At 73.6% G+C, this 18,517-nt stretch carries 14 protein-coding genes; 8 read left to right on the forward strand and 6 right to left on the reverse strand.

Annotated elements, in window-relative coordinates; translation table 11 throughout:
- Window positions 1-46 precede the first annotated feature (46 nt).
- Entirely contained in the window at window positions 47-313 is a 267-nt protein-coding gene (locus ACIBG4_RS18420) for a hypothetical protein (protein WP_397202760.1), read from the forward strand.
- Between the two features lie 81 nt (window positions 314-394).
- Here the strand turns inward: ACIBG4_RS18420 and ACIBG4_RS18425 are convergent, their stop codons facing one another.
- The 6 genes from ACIBG4_RS18425 to ACIBG4_RS18450 form a co-directional block, all read right to left on the reverse strand.
- Window positions 395-1,015, reverse strand: a complete 621-nt coding sequence (locus ACIBG4_RS18425; RefSeq protein WP_355453608.1) for a TetR/AcrR family transcriptional regulator — start codon at window positions 1,013-1,015, stop codon at window positions 395-397.
- 16 nt (window positions 1,016-1,031) lie between these two features.
- Window positions 1,032-3,104, reverse strand: coding sequence for an ArnT family glycosyltransferase (locus ACIBG4_RS18430; protein ID WP_397202761.1), 2,073 nt, complete (start codon window positions 3,102-3,104; stop codon window positions 1,032-1,034).
- On the reverse strand, window positions 3,104-4,276 hold the full coding sequence (locus ACIBG4_RS18435; RefSeq protein WP_397202762.1) for a glycosyltransferase: 1,173 nt from the start codon (window positions 4,274-4,276) through the stop codon (window positions 3,104-3,106). The genes ACIBG4_RS18430 and ACIBG4_RS18435 overlap by 1 nt, the downstream gene beginning before the upstream one ends.
- A 41-nt stretch (window positions 4,277-4,317) precedes the next feature.
- Window positions 4,318-5,646 (reverse strand): HAMP domain-containing sensor histidine kinase, encoded by a 1,329-nt coding sequence (locus ACIBG4_RS18440; protein WP_310711206.1) that lies wholly within the window; start codon window positions 5,644-5,646, stop codon window positions 4,318-4,320.
- Entirely contained in the window at window positions 5,643-6,338 is a 696-nt protein-coding gene (locus ACIBG4_RS18445) for a response regulator transcription factor (RefSeq protein WP_397202763.1), read from the reverse strand. The genes ACIBG4_RS18440 and ACIBG4_RS18445 overlap by 4 nt, the downstream gene beginning before the upstream one ends.
- Window positions 6,339-6,404: 66 nt before the next feature.
- The gene (locus ACIBG4_RS18450; protein WP_397202764.1) at window positions 6,405-7,922 is read right to left on the reverse strand and encodes a phytoene desaturase family protein; all 1,518 of its coding nucleotides are present in this window, start codon (window positions 7,920-7,922) and stop codon (window positions 6,405-6,407) included.
- A gap of 207 nt (window positions 7,923-8,129) precedes the next feature.
- Between ACIBG4_RS18450 and ACIBG4_RS18455 the strand changes: the two genes are divergently transcribed.
- The 7 genes from ACIBG4_RS18455 to ACIBG4_RS18485 all read left to right on the forward strand — a co-directional run bounded on the left by ACIBG4_RS18455 (window position 8,130) and on the right by ACIBG4_RS18485 (window position 18,491).
- On the forward strand, window positions 8,130-9,056 hold the full coding sequence (locus ACIBG4_RS18455) for a pseudouridine-5'-phosphate glycosidase (protein ID WP_310711209.1): 927 nt from the start codon (window positions 8,130-8,132) through the stop codon (window positions 9,054-9,056).
- Window positions 9,053-10,063 (forward strand): carbohydrate kinase family protein, encoded by a 1,011-nt coding sequence (locus tag ACIBG4_RS18460; RefSeq protein ID WP_397202765.1) that lies wholly within the window; start codon window positions 9,053-9,055, stop codon window positions 10,061-10,063. The genes ACIBG4_RS18455 and ACIBG4_RS18460 overlap by 4 nt, the downstream gene beginning before the upstream one ends.
- A gap of 82 nt (window positions 10,064-10,145) precedes the next feature.
- Window positions 10,146-12,443, forward strand: coding sequence for a hypothetical protein (locus ACIBG4_RS18465; RefSeq protein WP_397202766.1), 2,298 nt, complete (start codon window positions 10,146-10,148; stop codon window positions 12,441-12,443).
- A gap of 796 nt (window positions 12,444-13,239) precedes the next feature.
- Entirely contained in the window at window positions 13,240-15,297 is a 2,058-nt protein-coding gene (locus ACIBG4_RS18470; protein ID WP_397202767.1) for a transglycosylase domain-containing protein, read from the forward strand.
- A gap of 120 nt (window positions 15,298-15,417) precedes the next feature.
- Entirely contained in the window at window positions 15,418-15,942 is a 525-nt protein-coding gene (locus ACIBG4_RS18475; RefSeq protein WP_397202768.1) for a PadR family transcriptional regulator, read from the forward strand.
- A 6-nt stretch (window positions 15,943-15,948) separates the two neighbouring features.
- Complete coding sequence (locus ACIBG4_RS18480; RefSeq protein ID WP_397202769.1) at window positions 15,949-16,689, forward strand: ABC transporter ATP-binding protein; 741 nt, start codon at window positions 15,949-15,951, stop codon at window positions 16,687-16,689.
- 5 nt (window positions 16,690-16,694) lie between these two features.
- Entirely contained in the window at window positions 16,695-18,491 is a 1,797-nt protein-coding gene (locus ACIBG4_RS18485; RefSeq protein ID WP_397202770.1) for an FtsX-like permease family protein, read from the forward strand.
- Window positions 18,492-18,517: the final 26 nt, after the last annotated feature.

The raw sequence follows: 18,517 nt of genomic DNA on the forward strand, positions 1-18,517 counted from the left end.
ACAAGATCGTGCAATTCTGTCGCGGGAGACGTTGCGGAGGTGACGCATGATGCTTGATACCGCGCTCAGCCTCGAGCGGTTCGCGTGGTACGCGGGCCGTCACGCGGATCTGGCGATCCAGAGCCTCTCCCTGGCCAGCGATCCCGCGTACGTGTCGGTGCGCAACCGCTTCTCCACCACGCTGGCGGAGACCGTGACCTGCTCGGAGGACGGCAGCTTCGTCACGTCCTGGGGCTACCGGCTCGGCACCGCGGAGGACGTCGAGTCCGCCGCCGCCCGCCTCGCGTTCCTGCTCGCCGCCCTGCCCGCCTGAGCCGAGTCCCCGCCGGGGCCGTCCTCGCCCGAGCCGTCCCTGCCGGGGCTGCCATCGCCGGGACTGTCCTCGCCGGGGCCGTCAGCCGGGGAAGGACGTCACCGGGATGCCGGCCTCGCGGGCCGCGGCCGTGCGGGCGTGGGCCAGCAGCCGCCCCCGGCTCAGCACGTCGGGGTGGAGCGTGTAGCGGATGATGAGCCCGTCGAGCATGGCGTCGATCCGCTCGGCCGCGCCCGCCGGGTCCTCGCAGGCGAACTCCCCCGCGTCCGTGCCGTCGGACAGCACCCGGGCCAGCGCGTCGAGCCAGGCCGTCTCCAGCTCCAGCATGATCTCGTTGACGGCCGTCTCGCGCAGCGCGGTGTTCCACGCGTCGATCCAGAGCAGCCAGCTCTGGTCGGACGGCGACTCCGGGATGTAGTAGCGCAGCACCCGGTCCAGGCGCTCCGCCGCCGAGCCCGGGCCCGCGACCAGCTCGTCGAGCTTGGCGCTCTCGATGTCGAGGGTGGCCCGGAGCATGGCGGTGATCAGCTCGTCCTTGGTGGCGAAATGGTAGTGGATGAGGCCGCCGCTGACGTTGATCGACTTGGCGATGTCGGCGATCCGGGTGTGGGCCAGACCGCGCTCCAGCACCACCTTGCGCGTGGCCTCCAGCAGCTCGGCCCTGCGCTGGTCAGCCTGATCGGCCCGGGACGTACTCCGCACCGGGCCAGCCTATCCGTCAGGAGGCCGCGGCGGAGCAGTCGTAGAGGCCGTCCTGACCGTCCACGGCCGTGCAGTTCTGCTGCACCCACGTGGTGACCTCGGTGTTGCCCCGGCCGGGGCCGCCGCGGTCGCCGCCGCCGAGCACGTACCGGAGCCGGCCGGACGAGACGAGCTCCTTGAGACGGTCCACGGTCATGGCCGGGTCGCTGCCGGTGAAGCCGCCCATCGCGATGACGGGCCGGCCCGTGGACAGGATGATCGAGGACGCCTGCTGGGCGCTGCCGACGGCCACGAGCCACTCCGCTCGGCCCTGGTTCGCGAGGAGGTACTTGACCATCGCGTCGCTGACGCCGCCGCCGGGGCCGCCGGTCGTCCGCCCGGCCCGGCCGTCCTGCGCGGACTGGTCCTGGCCGTCCTGCGGCGGCTGTCCGCCCTGCGGGAACCGGCCTTCGCGGAACGGGCCGTACTCCCCGGACGCTCCGGGCGGCAGGCCGCCGGGAGGCAGCTGGCCCATGGGGCCGCCGCGGCCGAAGCCCATGCCGCCCGTCGAGGGGCCGGCCGTCGGGTTGCTGCCGTTCACCTGCGACCGGAGCGGGCTGACGGCGTACGCGGCGGGCCCGGCGAGCCCTGCGACCAGGGTGGCGAGCAGCGCGCCCGCGGCGACCCCGGCGGCCACGCGCCCGCGCCCGGCGAGGACGAGCCCGGCCAGCGCCAGCCCGGCGACGGCGAGGACGGTCGCGGCGAGCACCGCCCACGCCAGCCACGGCACGAAGTCGGGCGAGCGACGCAGCACCGTGAACGACCAGCCGCCCGTGACGGCGACCGCCAGCGGCAGCACCCAGGCCCAGGTCCGCGACCGGCGGTACGACCGCCACATGAGCACGCCGCCCATGCCGGTGACCGCGGCGACGGCCGGGGCCATGGCGGTGGTGTAGTACGGGTGGAAGGTGCCGCTGGAGAAGCTGAACACCGCGAAGTGGACCACCAGCCAGCCGCCCCAGACGAGCCACGCCGCTCCGGACGCTCCTTCGGCGCCGCCGGTCCCTTCGGCGCCGGCCGCCCCCTCCGCGCCGGCGCGACGGGAAGTCCAGCGGGACAGCGCCGCGAACGCCAGGGCGAGGGCGCAGAACGGCAGCAGCCAGGAGATCTGCCCGGCCATGATCTCGTTGAACAGCCGCCCGGCCCCCGACGCGCCGCCGAACGACGCCCCGCCACCGCCGCCGAACCCGCCGTTCCCGGCGCCCTGGCCGAAGATCCGCCCGAGGCCGTTGTAGCCGATGACGAGGTCCCGGACGGAGTTGTCGGTCGATCCGCCGATGTATGGGCGGGAGCCGGCCGGCCACAGGTCCACGATCACCATCCACCAGGCGCTGGAGACCACCAGCACGGCCCCGGCCGCCAGCAGGCGCCCGATCCGCCGCACCACCGCGCCGCGGGCGCACACCAGGTACGCGAGCGCGAACGCCGGCACCACGAGGTACGCCTGGAGCATCTTGACGTTGAAGGCGAGCCCCACGAACAGCGCGCACAGCAGCAGCGACCGCAGCCGGCCGGTGCGCAGCGACTCCAGGCAGAACCACGCGGCCAGCACGAGCAGCAGCACGAGGACGGTGTCGGGGTTGTTGTCCCGGTTGATGGCCACGGTGATGGGCGTGAGCGTCATGACGACGGCCGCGACGAGGGCGGCCACGTGCCCCTGCCGCGCGCCCCCGTGGGCCCGCAGCACGGCGGAGTGGACCAGCGCGACGGCGGCCACGCCGGCGACGGCCTGCGGCAGCAGCATGCTCCACGTGCCGAAGCCGAACACCCGGGCCGACAGCCCCATCACCCACAGCGCCAGCGGCGGCTTGTCGACGGTGATGTACGAGCCCGCGTCGATGGCGCCGAAGAAGAACGCCTTCCAGCTCTTGGTGCCGGACAGGATGGCGGCGGAGTAGTACTCGTTGGCGTAGCCGCTGAGCGCCCACGCGTACAGGACGAAGGCGGCGGCGAGCACGGCCCACAGCGCGGGGCGCGACCAGCGGGGGGCGTCGCCGGTGCCGCGCCGGGACGTACGACGGTGCGCGGAGAGACTCGGGGTGGTCGTCATCAGGCGGCGTTCCTTCTCCGGGGGTTGAAGACCCACACGCGCAGCAGCAGGAACCGCGCGAGGGTGGCCAGCGCGTTGGCCACGATCACGGTGACCAGCTCGACGCCGTGGGAGACGTCGCCGGGCAGCAGCGCGAGGCTCCCGGTGGTGAGGGCCAGGCCGACGAGGAACGCGACGAGCCCCTCGAACTGCTGGCGCAGCACCCCGGACGAGCCGGTGACGCCGAAGGTGAAGCGGCGGTTGGCGGCGGTGTTGGCCACGGCGGTGACGAGCAGGGCGACGGCGTTCGCCGTGAAGACCGGGACGGCCTGGCGCAGGCCGGAGAAGAGCAGCAGGTAGGCGAGCGTGCTGAACGCGCCCACGACGGCGAAGCGGGGAAGCTGGCGGGCCATGCCGCGCGGCAGCTCGGCCTGGCGCACGCGGGCGGGGACGGGGATGCGGGCGGCGCCGGACAGCGTCCTGCGGGCGACCCGGGCCATGCCGCGCAGGTCGTCCAGGGCGGTCCGGACGACGTCGACGCGGCTGTCGGGGTCGTCCACCCAGTCGACGGGCACCTCGTGGATGCGCAGGCCGTGCCGCTCGGCGAGCAGCAGCAGCTCGGTGTCGAAGAACCACTGCTCGTCCTCGACGGCGGGCAGCAGCGCCTGCGCGACCTCGGTGCGCACGGCCTTGAAGCCGCACTGGGCGTCGGTGAAGCGCGCCCCCATCAGGGAGCGCAGCAACAGGTTGTACGCCCGGGAGACGAACTCCCGCTTGGGCCCGCGCACCACGTTCGACCCGCGCGAGAGCCGGGTGCCGATCGCGAGGTCGCTGTGGCCCGACAGGAGAGGGGCGACGAGGGGCAGGAACGCGTCCAGGTCGGTGGACAGGTCGACGTCCATGTAGCTGACGACGTCGGCCTCGCTGCGGGACCACACGTGGCGCAGCGCCCGGCCGCGGCCCTTGGCGTCGAGGTGGACGGCTCGCACGCCGGGCAGCTCGGCGGCCAGTCGCCGGGCCTCGTGCCAGGTGTCGTCGGTGCTGGCGTTGTCGGCGATCGTGATGCGGAAGCCGTAGGGGAAGGTGCGGGTCAGGTAGCCGTGCAGCCGGGCGATGCTCTGGCGCAACGCCCGCTGCTCGTTGTAGACGGGGACGACCACCTCGACGAGTCGAGTCCTGACTGATGTCTGCATGCTATGTAGTGCAAAACATCCGTCTTTGAAGCTACTTATGCCTATCTGAGGGCGGCGTGAGATTTCCCAGGAATCTCAACTGTCGCCATGACTCCGCCGCCCGGCGCGTTGTCAAGGCGCACGCGGCCACCCGATTCGGCGACGGACTGAGCCACGATCGCCAGCCCCAGCCCCGAGCCGGGCAGGGCGCGAGCCGACGGCGAGCGCCAGAACCGGTCGAAGACGTGCGGCAGCTCCTCCTCCGGGATGCCGGGCCCGTGGTCGCGGACGGTCAGCGTGCCGTCGCGCAGGACCACGTCCACCTGGCCGGGGCCGAACTTCGCCGCGTTGTCGATGAGGTTGAGCACGGCACGTTCCAGCGAGGCCGCGCCGCCGAAGACGTACCACTCGCCGAGGTCGGTGCTGACCTCGGCGCCGCGCAGCCGCGCCCGCTCGACGGCGGCCCGTACGACGTCGTGCAGGCCCAGCTCGGCGTGCGGCTCGTGGTCGGTGTCGCCGCGGGCGAGCTGGAGCAGGTCCCCGACCAGCGTGGACAGCTCGGCGAACTGCGCCTTGACGTTGACGAGCAGGCGTTTCTTGGCGCCCGGTTCGAGGCTGCGGCCGGTCTGCTCGCTGCGCAGCAGCAGGTCGATGTTGGTGCGCAGGGTGGTGAGCGGGGTGCGCAGCTCGTGGCCGGCGTCGGCGACGAGCTGGCGCTGCCGGTCCCGCGAGCCGGCCAGTGCGGTCGTCATGGCGTTGAAGGACGAGCTGAGCCGGGCGATCTCGTCGGTGCCCTGGACGGGGATGCGGGTGCTGAGGTCCTGCGTCTGCGCGATGTGCTCGACGGCCTTGGTCAGGCGGCCCACGGGGGCCAGGGCGGCCCTGGAGATCGCCAGACCGGCCCAGGCGGCGCCCAGCGCGCCGAGCGCGGTGAGGGCGGCGAGGCCGAGCGCCATCTGCCGCAGGGAGCCGCGGACGTGGTTCAGCGGCCTCGACTCCAGCACGGCGACGCCGGGCGCGAAGTTAGTGGTGACCACGCGCACCGCTCGCCCGTCGGTGGTCTGGCCGTTGCGGAAGACCGGGTCACCCGGGTGGGCGAGCAGGGCCTTGTCCTCCTCGGTGGGCACGATCGGCTTGCCCAGCGAGCAGGTGCCGCCGTCGGCTCCCAGGAGCGTCACGCTGTCGCCGAAGGGGTCGCCGGTGCCGCCCTTCTGGCAGTGGTCCTTCAGCCAGCGGGGATCGTCGGGCTCCAGGATGGTCTGGTCGAGGGTGCGGAGCATCTGCTTCTCCGCGACGACCCAGGACATCATGGCGCAGGCGGCGATGGCCACCACCACGGCGGTCGTGACCAGCAGCGTCAGCCGCGAGCGCAGGCTGCCGAACCGTCTCATGTCGTCGCCCGCAGGACGTACCCCACCCCGCGCACGGTGTGGATCACGCGCGGCTCGCCGCCGGCCTCGGTCTTGCGGCGCAGGTACATGATGTAGACGTCGAGCGAGTTCGAGGTCGGCTCGAAGTCGAACCCCCACACCTCGCCCAGGATCTGCTCGCGCGTCAGCACCTGGCGCGGGTGCGTCAGGAACAGCTCCATGAGGAGGTACTCGGTCCTGGTCAGGTCGAGCGGCCGGGCGCCGCGGGTGACCTCCCTCGTCGCCGGGTCCATGCGCAGGTCGCCGTACGTCAGGGAGTTCTCCGGCGTGCCGGCGTGCAGGGCGCTGCGCCGCAGCAGCGCGCGGACGCGCGCCAGCAGCTCGTCCAGCTCGAACGGCTTGACCAGGTAGTCGTCGGCGCCCGCGTCCAGGCCGGACACCCGGTCGCCCACGGCGTCGCGGGCGGTCAGCATGAGCACCGGCACGTGGTTGCCCCCGCCGCGCAGCCGGCGGCACGCGGTCAGCCCGTCGAGGCGCGGCATCATCACATCGAGCAGCACGGCGTCGTACGGCTCGCGGACCAGCTCGTCCAGCGCGGCCTGGCCGTCGTTGGCGGTGACGACCCGGTAGCCCTCGAACTCCAGGCTCGACTGCAGCGCCTCGCGCAACGCGGGCTCGTCGTCCACCACCAGCAACCGTGCGGGCTCACTCATGCTTCACAAACTAGGGGCACATCATGAGAACCCTATGAACGGCCCGGCCATCTTCCATGAGAAGGATCAGGCGGTGAGCAGGGCCATCGCGGCGTTGTGTCCCGGTATGCCGCTGACCCCTCCGCCCCGGCGGGCGCCCGCGCCGCACAGCAGGATCCGCTCGTGTTCGGTCCGCACGCCCCACTCCCCGCCGGCGTCCCCGCCCTCGGCGTACGGCCACGTCAGGTCGCGGTGGAAGATGTGGCCGCCGGGAAGCCCCGCCTCGCTCTCCAGGTCCACGGGGGTCCTGACCTCGACGCAGGGCGTGCCGTCCGGGCCGCGCAGCAGGCAGTCCCCGATCGGCTCGGCCAGCACCCGGTCGAGCGAGGCGAACGTGGCCCGCAGAGCCGCCGCGCGCGCCCCCTCCGGGTCCGCGCGGAACAGCCGCGCCGGCATGTGCAGGCCGAACAGCGTCATCGTCTCGGCCCTGCCCCGCAGCTCCGGCCCGAGGATGGACGGGTCGGTGAGCGAGTGGCAGTACACCTCGGCGGGCGGCACCTCCGGGATCTCGCCGCGCGACGCCTGCGCGTGGGCCGCAGCGAGCTGGTCGCGGCTCTCGTTGATGTGGAACGTGCCGCTGAAGGCCGCCCGCGGGTCCACCGACGCGTCCCGGAGCCGGGGCAGCCGCGACAGCACCATGTTGACCTTGAGCTGGGCTCCCTCCGGCACGGTCGCGGGCCAGCCGAGCACGCGGTCGAGGACGGCGGGGGGCAGGTTGACCAGCACGTGGCCGCCGGTCACGGTGTGCTCGCCGTCCTCCGCCCGGAAGGTCACCTCCCCGGACGGCGCGATGCCGACGATCTCCGCGCCGGTCCTGATCTCCGCGCCGGCCCGCCTGGCCGCCGCCTCGATGGCCCCGGACACGGCTCCCATGCCGCCGACCGGGACGTTCCACTCGCCGGTGCCGTCGCCGATGACGTGGTAGAGGAAGCAGCGGTTGGCCGCCAGGTCCGTGACCGGGTCGGCGAACGTGCCGATGAGGGCGTCGGTCAGCACCACGCCGCGTACGGTGTCGTCGCCGAACCGCTCGTCCACCGCCTGGCCGATGGGCCGCTCGAACAGGTCGCGCCACGCCTCGGGGCCGACCAGCCGCTCGATCTCGGCGGGCGTCCGCAGGGGTTGGAGGAGCGTGGGCGCGAGGACGCGGGCCGTCCGCCCGGCCATGGCGTAGAAGTCGCGCCACGCCTTGTGGTCGGCCTCCCCGCCGGTGACGCGCCGGAACGACTCCTCGGTACGGGCCGCGTCCTCGTTGTCGACGAGCAGCCCGGTGTCACCCTTGGGGGTGTAGGAGGCGTAGCGGCGGCGGCGCAGCTCCAGATCGAGGCCCAGATCCCGGACGATCGCGGTGGGGAGCAGGCTGACCAGGTAGGAGTAGCGCGACAGCCGCACGTCCACGCCGGGGAAGGCGCGGGCGGAGATGGCCAGACCGCCGGCGTGGTCGAGCCGTTCGAGGACGAGCACCCGCCGCCCGGCACGCGCGAGGTAGGCGGCGGCGACCAGACCGTTGTGCCCGCCACCCGCCACCACAACGTCATATTTCCCCATACCGGCACCCTAAGGCTCCCGCTCCCACCCGGACAGCCGGGCCGCGGCGCGGAGCCGGCGCCGATGGGCGGTGACGACGAGGCCCGTAAGCTGGGGCGGGGCGAGTTGCAGGGGGACTTGCACCCAATTCACCGCAAACTCCCCAAATGCACTAAAGTCCACGTTTCCCCGTGTCAGGCCGACCATCCGAAGGAGCACCGCACCCACATGCGCACTGCCGCCGACCCTCTTCTCCAGCCGTCCGACGAGGTCGCCGAGGCCCTCTCCACCGGCGCGCCCGTCGTGGCCCTGGAGTCCACGATCATCTCCCACGGCCTGCCGCAGCCGCGCAACCTGGAGGTCGCCAGGGAGCTGGAGGGGATCGTCCGCGAGGCGGGCGCCGTGCCGGCCACCATCGCGGTGCTGGACGGTGTCGCCCGCGCCGGCCTGACCGAGGCCGAGCTGGAGCGCGTCGCCTCGGAGCCGGGGCTGCGCAAGCTCGGCCAGCGTGACCTGCCGATGGCCGCGGCGCTGAAGGCGAGCGGCGCGACGACCGTCTCGGCGACGTCGTTCCTGGCGGCGCGGGCGGGCATCCGCGTGTTCGCCACCGGCGGGCTCGGCGGCGTCCACCGCGGCTGGACCGAGGACCAGGACGAGTCGGCCGACCTCGGCACCCTCGCCGCCACCCGCATCACGGTGGTGTGCGCCGGCGTCAAGTCCATCCTCGACGTGCCGGCGACGCTCCAGCGGCTGGAGACCCGCGGCGTCAGCGTGGCCGGTTACCGGACCGACCTGTTCCCGGGCTTCTACCTGCACTCCTCCGGCCTGCCGGTCGAGTGGCGGGTCGAGACGCCCGAGGACGTGGCGGCCGTGATGCGCGCGCAGGACGCCTTCGGCGGGCAGGAGAGCGCGCTCATCCTCGCCAACCCGGTGCCGGTGGAGCAGCAGCTCGACCCCGAGCTGCACGACCGGGTCCTGGCCGAGGCCCTGGAGGCGGCCGCCCGGGACGGCGTCACCGGGCAGGCGATCACGCCGTTCCTGCTGGGATACTTGGTGCGCGGCACCGGCGGCGCCTCCCTGGAGGCCAACCTGGCCGCCGTCCGCGGCAACACCGCCCTCGCGGCCCGCGTCGCGCTCGCCTGGTCCCGGCCGTGACCGAAGCGGCCCCGCCGCCCGCCTCCCCCATGACGCACCCGCCCTCCGAGCCCAGCCCCTCCGAGCCCAGCATGGGGGGCGGAGGCGGGTTGCTGGTGGTCGGGGACGTGGTGACCGATGTCGTGGCGCTGCACGGCGGCACCCCCATCGCGCCCGGCACCGACACCGCCGCCGACATCGTGCTGCGCCCCGGCGGCTCCGGCGCGAACACCGCCTGCTGGGCCGCCCGCCTCGGCGCCGACACCCGCCTGCTGACCCGGCTCGGCTACGACAGCAGCGAGTGGCACACCGCCGAGCTGGTCAGGGCGGGGGTGCGCCCGCACGCCCGGGTGGACCCCGACCACCCGACGGCCGTGGTGATCGCGATGGTGGACGCCGGCGGCGAGCGCTCCATGCTCACCAACCGCGGGGCCGGCGGCCGGATCTCCCCCGGCGACTGGGACGACGCCTTCCTCGACGGCGTCGCGCTGCTGCACCTGTCGGGCTACACGTTCTTCACCGAGCCGGGGCTGCGGCTGGCCCGGCTGGCGATGGAGCGGGCCGCCGCGGCCGGGATCGCGATCAGCGTCGACCCGGCCTCGACCGGGCCGCTGAGGGAGTTCGGCGTCGAGCGGTTCCTGAGCGAGTCGGCGCCGGCCGGCCTGATCATCCCGAACCGCGACGAGGCCCTCGTGCTGACCGGTGTTCAGGAGCCGGAGCGGGCCGCCGAGATCCTCAGCGAGCGGTACGGCACGGCGGTGGTGAAGCTGGGGTCCCAAGGCGCCGTCGCCGCGACCGGAGGACGTATCGTGGCGGCCGCGGAGGGCGTGCGCGTCCACGCCGTCGACACGACCGGAGCGGGCGACGCCTTCGCTGCCGGATATCTCACAGCGCGCCTCGAAGGCGCCGGCGAAGCGGCTGCTCTGCGGGCCGGGTGCCAGGCGGGTGCGGAATGTGTGGCCCTGGTGGGCGGTCGGCCACGGTACGGTTTGGAAGTGAACCGTCTTTACCCTATTCACGCCGATTGATAGCTTGCCGCGTAAGCTGCACCATGAGCCACAGGTGTATCGCCGGCCACGTGGTTCACTCTGGGGAGGTTAAGGTCTGCCGATGGAAGTCGAGTCATCGATCTGCCTGAGCGACCTGGTCCCCGCCCTGCGCTGGAGCAGGCCACAGCAGGTCGCGGAGGTGCTGGGCGATCCGCGTCTGCCGGCCGCCTGGTGGTCGTCCCTGTCGCTGTCGCGGGCGCTCGCGACAGCGGGACTCGACTGGATCTGTGAACGGCTCGCGCGGCTGGCCGCGGCCCGCTGGGACCACCTGCCGCTGTCCGACCTGCTTCCCGCGCTGTCGGTGTACCGGGTGGACCCGGCCCTGCCGGGCTGGTCCGACGCCACCCGCACGGCCGTGGCCGGCCTCGGCGGCTGGCAGCGGCTGCGCAGGCTCTCCCCCGCCGACCTGGCCACCCCCTCGGCCACGCCGGAGGTCGTCCTCGGCTCCGTGCTGCGCGAGGTGCTCGGCCGCGTACAACGCGACGTGACGCGGACCGGCACGACCGCCGCGACCGCCGGGACCGGTGCGACCACCGCCGTCCAGGCCGGTCACCCGGAGGTCACCCGGCCGTTCGTCCCGCGCCCCGCCGGTGCTCCCGGCGAGGGCGCGGCTCCGTCTTCCGGCCCGTTCCCCGAGCAGCCCGCCGCGCAGCAGTCGGGGCCCTTTCCGGCGCAGCCCGACCCGCAGAGCGGCGGCTTCCCCGCGCAGCCGCAGGCCGCCCAGCAGAGCGGCGGGTTCCCGGCGCAGCCGGAGGACGTGCCGCCGCACCGGACCGGCGGTTTCCCCGCCGTCGGCCAGGACGTGCCGCCGCACCAGACCGGCGGCTTCCCCGCGGTGGGCCAGGACGGCCCGTCGCAGCAGAGCGGCGCGCCGCAGCAGTCGGGGCCTTTCCCGGCCGCCGGCCCGAGCCCCCGACCGCATCAGACCGGCTCCTTCCCCGCCGCGGACCAGAACGGCTCGCCGTCCGGCGCGGGCCAGACCGGGTCCTTCCCGGCCCAGCCGGAAGGCGCGCCGCAGCGCGACACGGGCGCCTTCCCCGCCCGGCCGAGCGGCGGTCAGCAGGACACGGGGGCGTTCCGCGGGCAGCCCGCGGCGACCCCCACCGGCCCGCTGCCCCGCACCGGCGGCGCACCCGGCCCGAACGTCCCGAACGGCCACGTCCCCGGCTCCCCGGCCACGCCCGGCCCGCAGGCGAACGGTCAGCCCCCGGCGCCCTCCTCCTCCCCCCTCCCGGGCGACTACGGCTCCAGCCTGCCCGGCGGCTCCGCCCCGGTCCCGCCCTCGCCCGTGCCGTCGGACATGGACCACGCGATGGTCCGGGTCGTGGACAGCCTGTTCCGCGGGCTGGACAAGCTGGAACTGGCCGTGGCCGTCCACCGGCTGTTCGCGGAGGACCCGGTCAGCCTCCGTACGCTCGCCCACAAGATGCTCGTCGACCGTGACTCGCTCTCCCACGCGCAGCGCACCGCCGAGGAGCGCGTCCTGCACTGGCTGCGCTCGTCGGAGTCGGCGCCGGTGACGGGCCACATGTTCCGGCTGACCGAGTGGCTCGGCGCCGCCGCCACCCAGGAGCAGCTCATCGGCGCCGACCCGGCGCACCCCGTGATCGTGCCGTCGCTGCGCACGCCGCTGTGGCGGGTGCTCGTCACCCTCATGCCCGACCGCCGCCTCCAGGACGGCTGGCTCGTCGTGGGCGACATCCAGCGGCTCCAGGCGCGTACGAGGCAGCTCCTCGCCTCGCAGCCGGCCGACGCCGACGTCGTGGAGCTGCTGGGCGAGCTCGGCATCCGCGCCCACTCCGCCAAGGCGTGGCTCGAAGCGCTGCCCCCGGAGACCTCGGCGCACGACCCGGCCTCCTCCGCGCCCTCACCGGCGCAGCCACTCCCCCGCCGCACACCCGGCGCCAACGGCCACCATCACCGCGGCGGCCAGCCGATCCCCACGGCCGGGGCGAGTTCCATCGACCCCTCGGCGGCGCTCGCCACGCTCTCGGCGCTCTCGGGCGGCCGGTCACCCGCGCTGCCGGCCCTCGCGGGCGCGCCGTCCAGCCCGCCGCCACCCATCCCCGGCCCGTCGTCCGACCCGCGCCGCTGGCAGCGCATCGACGTCACGCCCGAGCACCTGCGCGGCGGCCCGGTGCCGGTCCCGGAGGGGTACGCGGCGCAGCTCGGCATGCGGCCGGGCACGCTCCTGTCGGTGACGGGGCCGGGCGACAACGCCATCGTCCTGGTCTGGCAGGGCCACCAGCCGGTCTTCGACTCGCTCCAGCCGGTGCTGATGCGCCTGAACGCCCGCCCGGGCGACCAGGTGTACGTCACGGTGGACGGCTACCGCCTGGAAGCCCAGCTGACCGGCTGACCCGCCCACCACGGACACCCCGCCCTGTCCACGGCCGCCACCGGACGGCCGTCACGGGTCTCTCACCACCTGACGGCCGGCTCATCCCCGGACGACCACAGCGCCGCCGCAGCGCGCGGCCTGAACTGCCGGCACGCCCCGAGTGCCGTCCCCGGCTCGGAGCGCGAGCAGACACGGGTGGAGACCTTCGCGGCGGAGATCTCGCCGCGTGGGGTGCCGCGTGTCGTCGGCGCGTCCGGTCCGGCCACCGGCAAGACAGGTCCAGGAGATCACTACGTGCAGCGTTTTGACACCTCGTACAGCTAACCGCTATCTAATAGCTAACCGTTAGAGGGATGAGGTGCGGGACGCAGTGCTAACGATGCTCGCCGAAGAGCCGGGGCGCGGGTACCACCCGCGCGCTCGGCTGCGGCAAAGTCCTGGCCCGCTGGGCGAGTCCGACCGGGACGGTGCTGGGCGAAGTCCACGCGACCGGCGGCGCCGCGCCGCGCCGGACGACGACGCCCAGGCGACGGTTCAGCGCCCACAGCCGGGTCGCGACAGGTTACGGAGATCCGGCGACCGGGGACAGGGCGGCCCCGGCGACGGAGGCGGCCGCGGAGGCGGAGGCGGAGGCGGCCGCGGAGGCTCGGGCGGGGCCGGCGGACCGGGTGACGACGGTCCGGGGAGCCGGCGAGAGCGGCCGGGCGAGGGCGGCGGCCCCCCTCGCCGTACCGGCTGGAAGCGGTTCATCCCCAGCTGGAAGATCGTGCTTCTCGGCTGCGCGGTGCTGGTGGCGGGCCTCTTCAGTATGATCATGGTGGGTTACGCCATCACCCCGCTCCCCGTGGACACCCAGGACCACGCCGTCGAGCAGGGCAGCGTCATCTACTACCGGGACGGCAAGACCGAGATCGCCCGGCTCGGCACCAAGCGTGAGATCGTCCCGATCTCCAGGATCCCGCTGCATGTTCAGGACGCGTTCATCGCCGTGGAGAACCGCACGTTCCGCACGGATCCGGGTATCTCGGTGTCCGGCATCATGCGGGCGGTGTGGAGCACGGTGACCGGCCGGCAGGTCCAGGGCGGTTCGACGATCACGCAGGAGATGGCGCGGGGCTACTACGACGGTCTCAGCCAGGAGCGGACACTTCAGCGGAAGGTCAAGGAGATCTTCGTCGCGATCCGCGCCGGCAAGGAGATGTCAAAAGACCAGATCCTGGCCAACTACCTCAACACAATCTATTTCGGCCGCGGCGCGAACGGCATCCAGGCCGCCGCCCAGGCGTTCTTCGACAAGGACGTCGACAAGCTGACCCCTGTCGAGGCCGCCTACCTGGCGGGCCGGATCCAGAACCCGGTCACCTTCGACCGGACGGAGGCGAAGAAGAACTGGGCGCCGACCCAGGAGCGGTTCGCCTACGCCATCCGCGGGATGGCGATCGTCGATCCCGCCAGGTACGGGCGACTGCCCAGAACGGCGAAGTTCCCCAAGCTCGCCAAGCCGGACAAGAAGGAGACCTTCAAGGGCGTCAACGGCTACATGGTCGACATCGTGCAGCGCGAGCTGGAGCAGCGGGGGATCACCAGGGAGAGCCTGCGCAGCGGCGGCTACCGCGTCACGACGACGTTCGACCAGAAGCTCATGCGGGCCGCGAAGAAGGCGGTGGAGAGCAACCTCGCCACCCTCCACGACAAGCACATCCGCGCGAACATGGCCGCCGTGGACCCGCGCAACGGGCGGGTGATCGCTTTCTACAGCGGCCACGACTACCTCAAGAGCTTCACCAACAACGCCTTCGACGCCCACAAGCAGGCCGCGTCGGCCTTCAAGCCGTACGTGCTGGCCGCCTGGCTCCAGAACGGCTACAGCCTCAGGAGCTACGTGTCCGGCAAGGGCCCGGTCACGCTGCCGGGGACCAAGCCGATCGGCAACTCGCACGACGTTGGCGCGGCCGTGCAGATCGACCGGGCCACCGCCGAGTCGGTGAACACGGCGTTCGCCACGATGGCGCAGGAGGTCGGCCTGAAGGAGGTCGAGCGGATCGCCGAGGGCGCCGGGATCGACCAAAAGAACCTGGAGCAGGCCGCCAAGGACCACGCGTACGGCATGTCCATCGGCGCCGGCCTGGTCACTCCGGTCGAGCAGGCCGCCGGGTACGGCATCTTCGCCAACGGCGGCGTCCACCACGGCGCGCACGTGGTGGTCTCGGTCAAGACGTCCAAGGGGATGACCGCCATGAAGGAGGTCGGCCTGCCCAGGACGGTCATCAGCCCGGAGACCGCCGCCGACGCCACCTACGCGATGCAGCAGGTGGTCAAGTACGGCACCGCCAGGGGCACCTCGCTGCCCGGCGGCCGTCCGATCGCCGGCAAGACCGGCACCAACAACGAGAACAAGGAAGCCTGGTTCGTCGGCTACACCCCGCAACTCTCCGCGGCCGTCGGGATGTACAAGGAGATCCCGCAGATCGACCCGAGGACCAGGAAGGTCGTCAAGGACGCCAACGGCCATCCCCTGCCCAGGGAGGTCTCCCTGGGCGACATCCAGGGCGCCGGAACGCCCACCGAGATCTGGCGGGAGTTCATGACGATCGCGATGGCCGGCAAGCCGGTCGAGCCGTTCCCGGCGCCCGCCTTCGGCGGCGAGCAGCACGACCTGGTGCGGAAGCCGACGCCCAAGCCGACCCGCGACCCGTCCACCGACCACGTCGGCGACGACCCGGCCTGCGCCGACGACGCCGCCTGCCTCGCCGACGACCCGGGCGACGACGACCCTGTCACGGTCGACGACACGTTCGACCACGGTGGTGACGAGACCTTGACCGGCGATGACGATCCCGGCGGGACGAACGAGGTCACCGCCTCGGACTGATGATCGCCACCGCGCGACCGGTGGCGTGAGCTCTCAGCGTCGTACCGGGAGCAGCCGTACCGGGGGGAGACTGGAACCCTCACGGAGGACGGCCGAGGGTTTCGGCGCTAGGAGGGTGGAGTGCAGGACGCGGTGCTGGCGATGCTCGCCAAGGAGCCGTCGCACGGGTACGACCTGCGCGCCCGGCTGCGGCGGAGTCTTGGCCCGCTGGGCGAGTCGATGAACCCCGGTCAGATCTATGTGACCCTGACCCGGCTGGAGAAGGCCGGGCTCGTGGTCTGCGAACGGGCCGAGGGCCTCCCCGAGCGGCCGGAGCGCAAGGTCTACGCGCTGACGCCGGCCGGGCAGCAGCGGGTGGCCGCCTGGCTGGCCGAGGTGGGCTGGCCGAAACCGGACCTGGCGGAGTTCCACCTCAAGCTCGTCACGGCCTCCGCGGCCCGGCTCGCCGACCCGGTCGAGCTGGTGGCGGCGCAGCGCCGTGAGCTGCTGCGCCACCTGCGCGAGGCGCAGCGGGCGGCGCTGGCCGAGCCGGCGGGGTCGGCCGCCGGCCTGCTGCTGGAAGGGGTCGTGCTGCGGCTGCAGGCGGACCTGCGCTGGCTGGCGGCCTGCGAGCGAGCCTGGTCCGAGGGCGATGACAGAGTCTGAGGGTGCATGAACGTGTTGCATGGCGTGGTACGGGCCTGCGGCCTGGTGAAGGTTCATGGTCAGGGGCCGAGCCGGGTCCGCGCGGTCGACACCGTCGACCTGGAAGTGCCGCAGGGCGAGACGGTGGCGGTGATGGGGCCCAGCGGCTGCGGTAAATCGACCCTGCTGCACCTGCTGAGCGGCCTGGAGCGGCCCACCGGTGGGGAGGTGTGGCTGGCCGACCAGCGCATCGACATCCTGAGCGAGCAGGCCTTGGCGCGGCTGCGGCGCCGGTCGGTGGGCTTCGTCTTCCAGGCGTTCCACCTGGTGGAGGAGCTGTCGGCGGCCGAGAACGTGGAGCTGCCCCTGCTGCTGGCCGGGCACTCGTGGCGCGAGGCCCGGCGGCGCGCGAGCCTGCTGCTGGAACGGGTCGCGCTCGCCGACCGTGTCCGGCATCTGCCGTCGCAACTGTCCGGCGGGCAGCGTCAACGGGTCGCCATCGCCCGCGCGCTGGCCAACGACCCGCTGGTCGTCCTGGCCGACGAGCCGACCGGCAACCTCGACACCGCGGCCACGCTCGACGTGCTGCGCATCTTCGAGGACCTGCGTTCTGCGGGGCAGACCCTCGTGATCGTCACGCACGACGAACGGGTCGCGGCGACCGCCGACCGGCTGATCTCGATGCGCGACGGGATGTTCGTCGACGACACCCGGCTGGCCGGCACCGGCACCGGGCGGCTCGGCCGCCTGATCGGGCTGGAGGGCTGAACGCCATGGGCCGCGTCGTGCTCGTCGTCCGCCTCGTCCTGGCCGACGTCCGCCGGCACCAGGCCCAGGCCGCGATTCTCCTGCTCGCGGTGACCGCGGCGACCGCCACCCTGGCTGTGGGCCTGTCCCTGCGCGGGGCGAGCCAGGCGCTCTACCAGCAGACCCGGACGGCCACCGCCGGGCCGGACGTGGTGGCGCTCGCCCCCGACCAGGGCCCCGCCGTGGCACCGGCTCTGGAGTCGCTGGCGCGCGACCCCGAGGTCGTGGCCCACAACGGTCCCTACCGCATCGTGTACGCCACCCTCACGGCGCGCGGCTCCTCCTCCCGCGTGGTGGTGCACGGCGCCGCCGAGACACCCGGCGCGGTCAACCGGCCGCTGGTGACCTCGGGCCGCTGGCTACGCCCCGGTGGCGCGGTTCTCGAACGTGGCTTCGCCACCGCGCTGGGCGTCCGCGTCGGCGAACACGTCACCATCGCCGGCCGCTCGTACCCCGTCGTCGGGATCGCGGTGACCGCGGCCACCTCGATCTACCCCTGGGCGGCGCAGATCGGCCCGCACGGCGGCCCGAGCGACCCGAGCGGCCTGGCCTGGCTCACCCCGTCGGATGCGCGGGCACTGGCGTCGCCGGGTCTCCCGGTGACCACGGCCCTGGACCTCAAGCTGCGCGACCCCGCCGCCACCCGGGCCTTCGTCGACGCCCACCACATCTCCACCACCAGGGTGACCTTGGACACCTGGCAGTTCAAGGCCGACCAGGACGCCGTCATCCTCAAGACCGGCCGGCCGATCCTGGTCGTCGGCAGCTGGCTGCTCAGCTTCCTGGCCGTCACCGGAGTGGCCGCACTGGCCGCGGGGCGCGCCTTCGAGCGGACCCGCCGAGCGGGACTGCTCAAGGCCGTCGGAGCCACCCCCGGGCTGATCGCCGCCGTCCTGCTCACCGAATACCTGGCTCTGGCGCTGCTGGCCGACGCGCTGGGACTGGCCCTCGCCCGCCTGGCCGGGCCCGCCATCGCCAGCCCCACCGCCGGCCGGATCGGCGATGTCGCCGGACCGGCCGGCGCCACCGTCGCCGCGACGACCGTCCTCGCCGTGGCGGTGGCTGCGCTTGCCACCGTGCCGCCCACCCTGCGGGCGCTGCGCACCGCGACCGGCACCGCACTGGCCGGCACCGCACCGGCCGGCACCGCGCGCCGGCCCCGCCACCGTCCGCGGCTGACCGCGCTGTCCGCGCTGCTGCCCACCCCGCTGCTGCTCGGGCTGCGCCTGACGGCCCGCAGGCCGGGCCGCGCCTTGCTGCACGCGTGCTCCACCGCCGCCACACTGATCGCGATCGTAGCCCTGCTGACCCTCTACGCACAGCCCGTCAAGGGGTACGGCCTCGGCTCCTCCACCCTGCCCGACCTGCGAGACGTCCACGACCGCCGGCTGCTGCTGGCGGTCACCGTCCTGCTGCTCGCGCTCGCCACCGTGAACACCATCACGCTCACCTGGACCACGGCCATGGAAGCCCGGCGCACGATGGCCATCGCGCGCACGCTCGGCGCCACCCCCGGACAGATCTCCGCGGGGCTGTCCACCGCCCAGCTCCTGGCCGCCCTGCCCGGCGCCGTCGCCGGTGTTCCCCTGGGCGTCGGCGTGTACCGGCTCCTCAGCGCCGGGGAGAGGATCACACCGCCCGTCTCCTGGATGTTCGCCGCCGCACTCGCGATCCTGCTGGCGACGGCGGCGCTCGCCGCCCTGCCCGCACGCGTGGCGGCCCGCCGCTCGGTGGCACACACCCTCAGCGCCGAAACGGCCTGACCGGCCCGGCCCGCCCCGGCAGAGGC

The organism is Nonomuraea sp. NPDC050383 (genome assembly GCF_044459125.1).
Lineage (GTDB): Bacteria > Actinomycetota > Actinomycetes > Streptosporangiales > Streptosporangiaceae > Nonomuraea.

What these genes read in the sequence shown, in the direction of transcription:
- ACIBG4_RS18420 (WP_397202760.1), top strand. Translation starts at nt 47, where the DNA reads ATGATGCTTGATACCGCGCTCAGCCTCGAGCGGTTCGCGTGGTACGCG.
- ACIBG4_RS18430 (WP_397202761.1), bottom strand. Translation starts at nt 3,104, where the DNA reads ATGACGACCACCCCGAGTCTCTCCGCGCACCGTCGTACGTCCCGGCGC.
- ACIBG4_RS18435 (WP_397202762.1), bottom strand. Translation starts at nt 4,276, where the DNA reads ATGCAGACATCAGTCAGGACTCGACTCGTCGAGGTGGTCGTCCCCGTC.
- ACIBG4_RS18440 (WP_310711206.1), bottom strand. Translation starts at nt 5,646, where the DNA reads ATGAGACGGTTCGGCAGCCTGCGCTCGCGGCTGACGCTGCTGGTCACG.
- ACIBG4_RS18445 (WP_397202763.1), bottom strand. Translation starts at nt 6,338, where the DNA reads ATGAGTGAGCCCGCACGGTTGCTGGTGGTGGACGACGAGCCCGCGTTG.
- ACIBG4_RS18450 (WP_397202764.1), bottom strand. Translation starts at nt 7,922, where the DNA reads ATGGGGAAATATGACGTTGTGGTGGCGGGTGGCGGGCACAACGGTCTG.
- ACIBG4_RS18455 (WP_310711209.1), top strand. Translation starts at nt 8,130, where the DNA reads ATGCGCACTGCCGCCGACCCTCTTCTCCAGCCGTCCGACGAGGTCGCC.
- ACIBG4_RS18465 (WP_397202766.1), top strand. Translation starts at nt 10,146, where the DNA reads ATGGAAGTCGAGTCATCGATCTGCCTGAGCGACCTGGTCCCCGCCCTG.
- ACIBG4_RS18470 (WP_397202767.1), top strand. Translation starts at nt 13,240, where the DNA reads ATGGTGGGTTACGCCATCACCCCGCTCCCCGTGGACACCCAGGACCAC.
- ACIBG4_RS18480 (WP_397202769.1), top strand. Translation starts at nt 15,949, where the DNA reads ATGAACGTGTTGCATGGCGTGGTACGGGCCTGCGGCCTGGTGAAGGTT.
- ACIBG4_RS18485 (WP_397202770.1), top strand. Translation starts at nt 16,695, where the DNA reads ATGGGCCGCGTCGTGCTCGTCGTCCGCCTCGTCCTGGCCGACGTCCGC.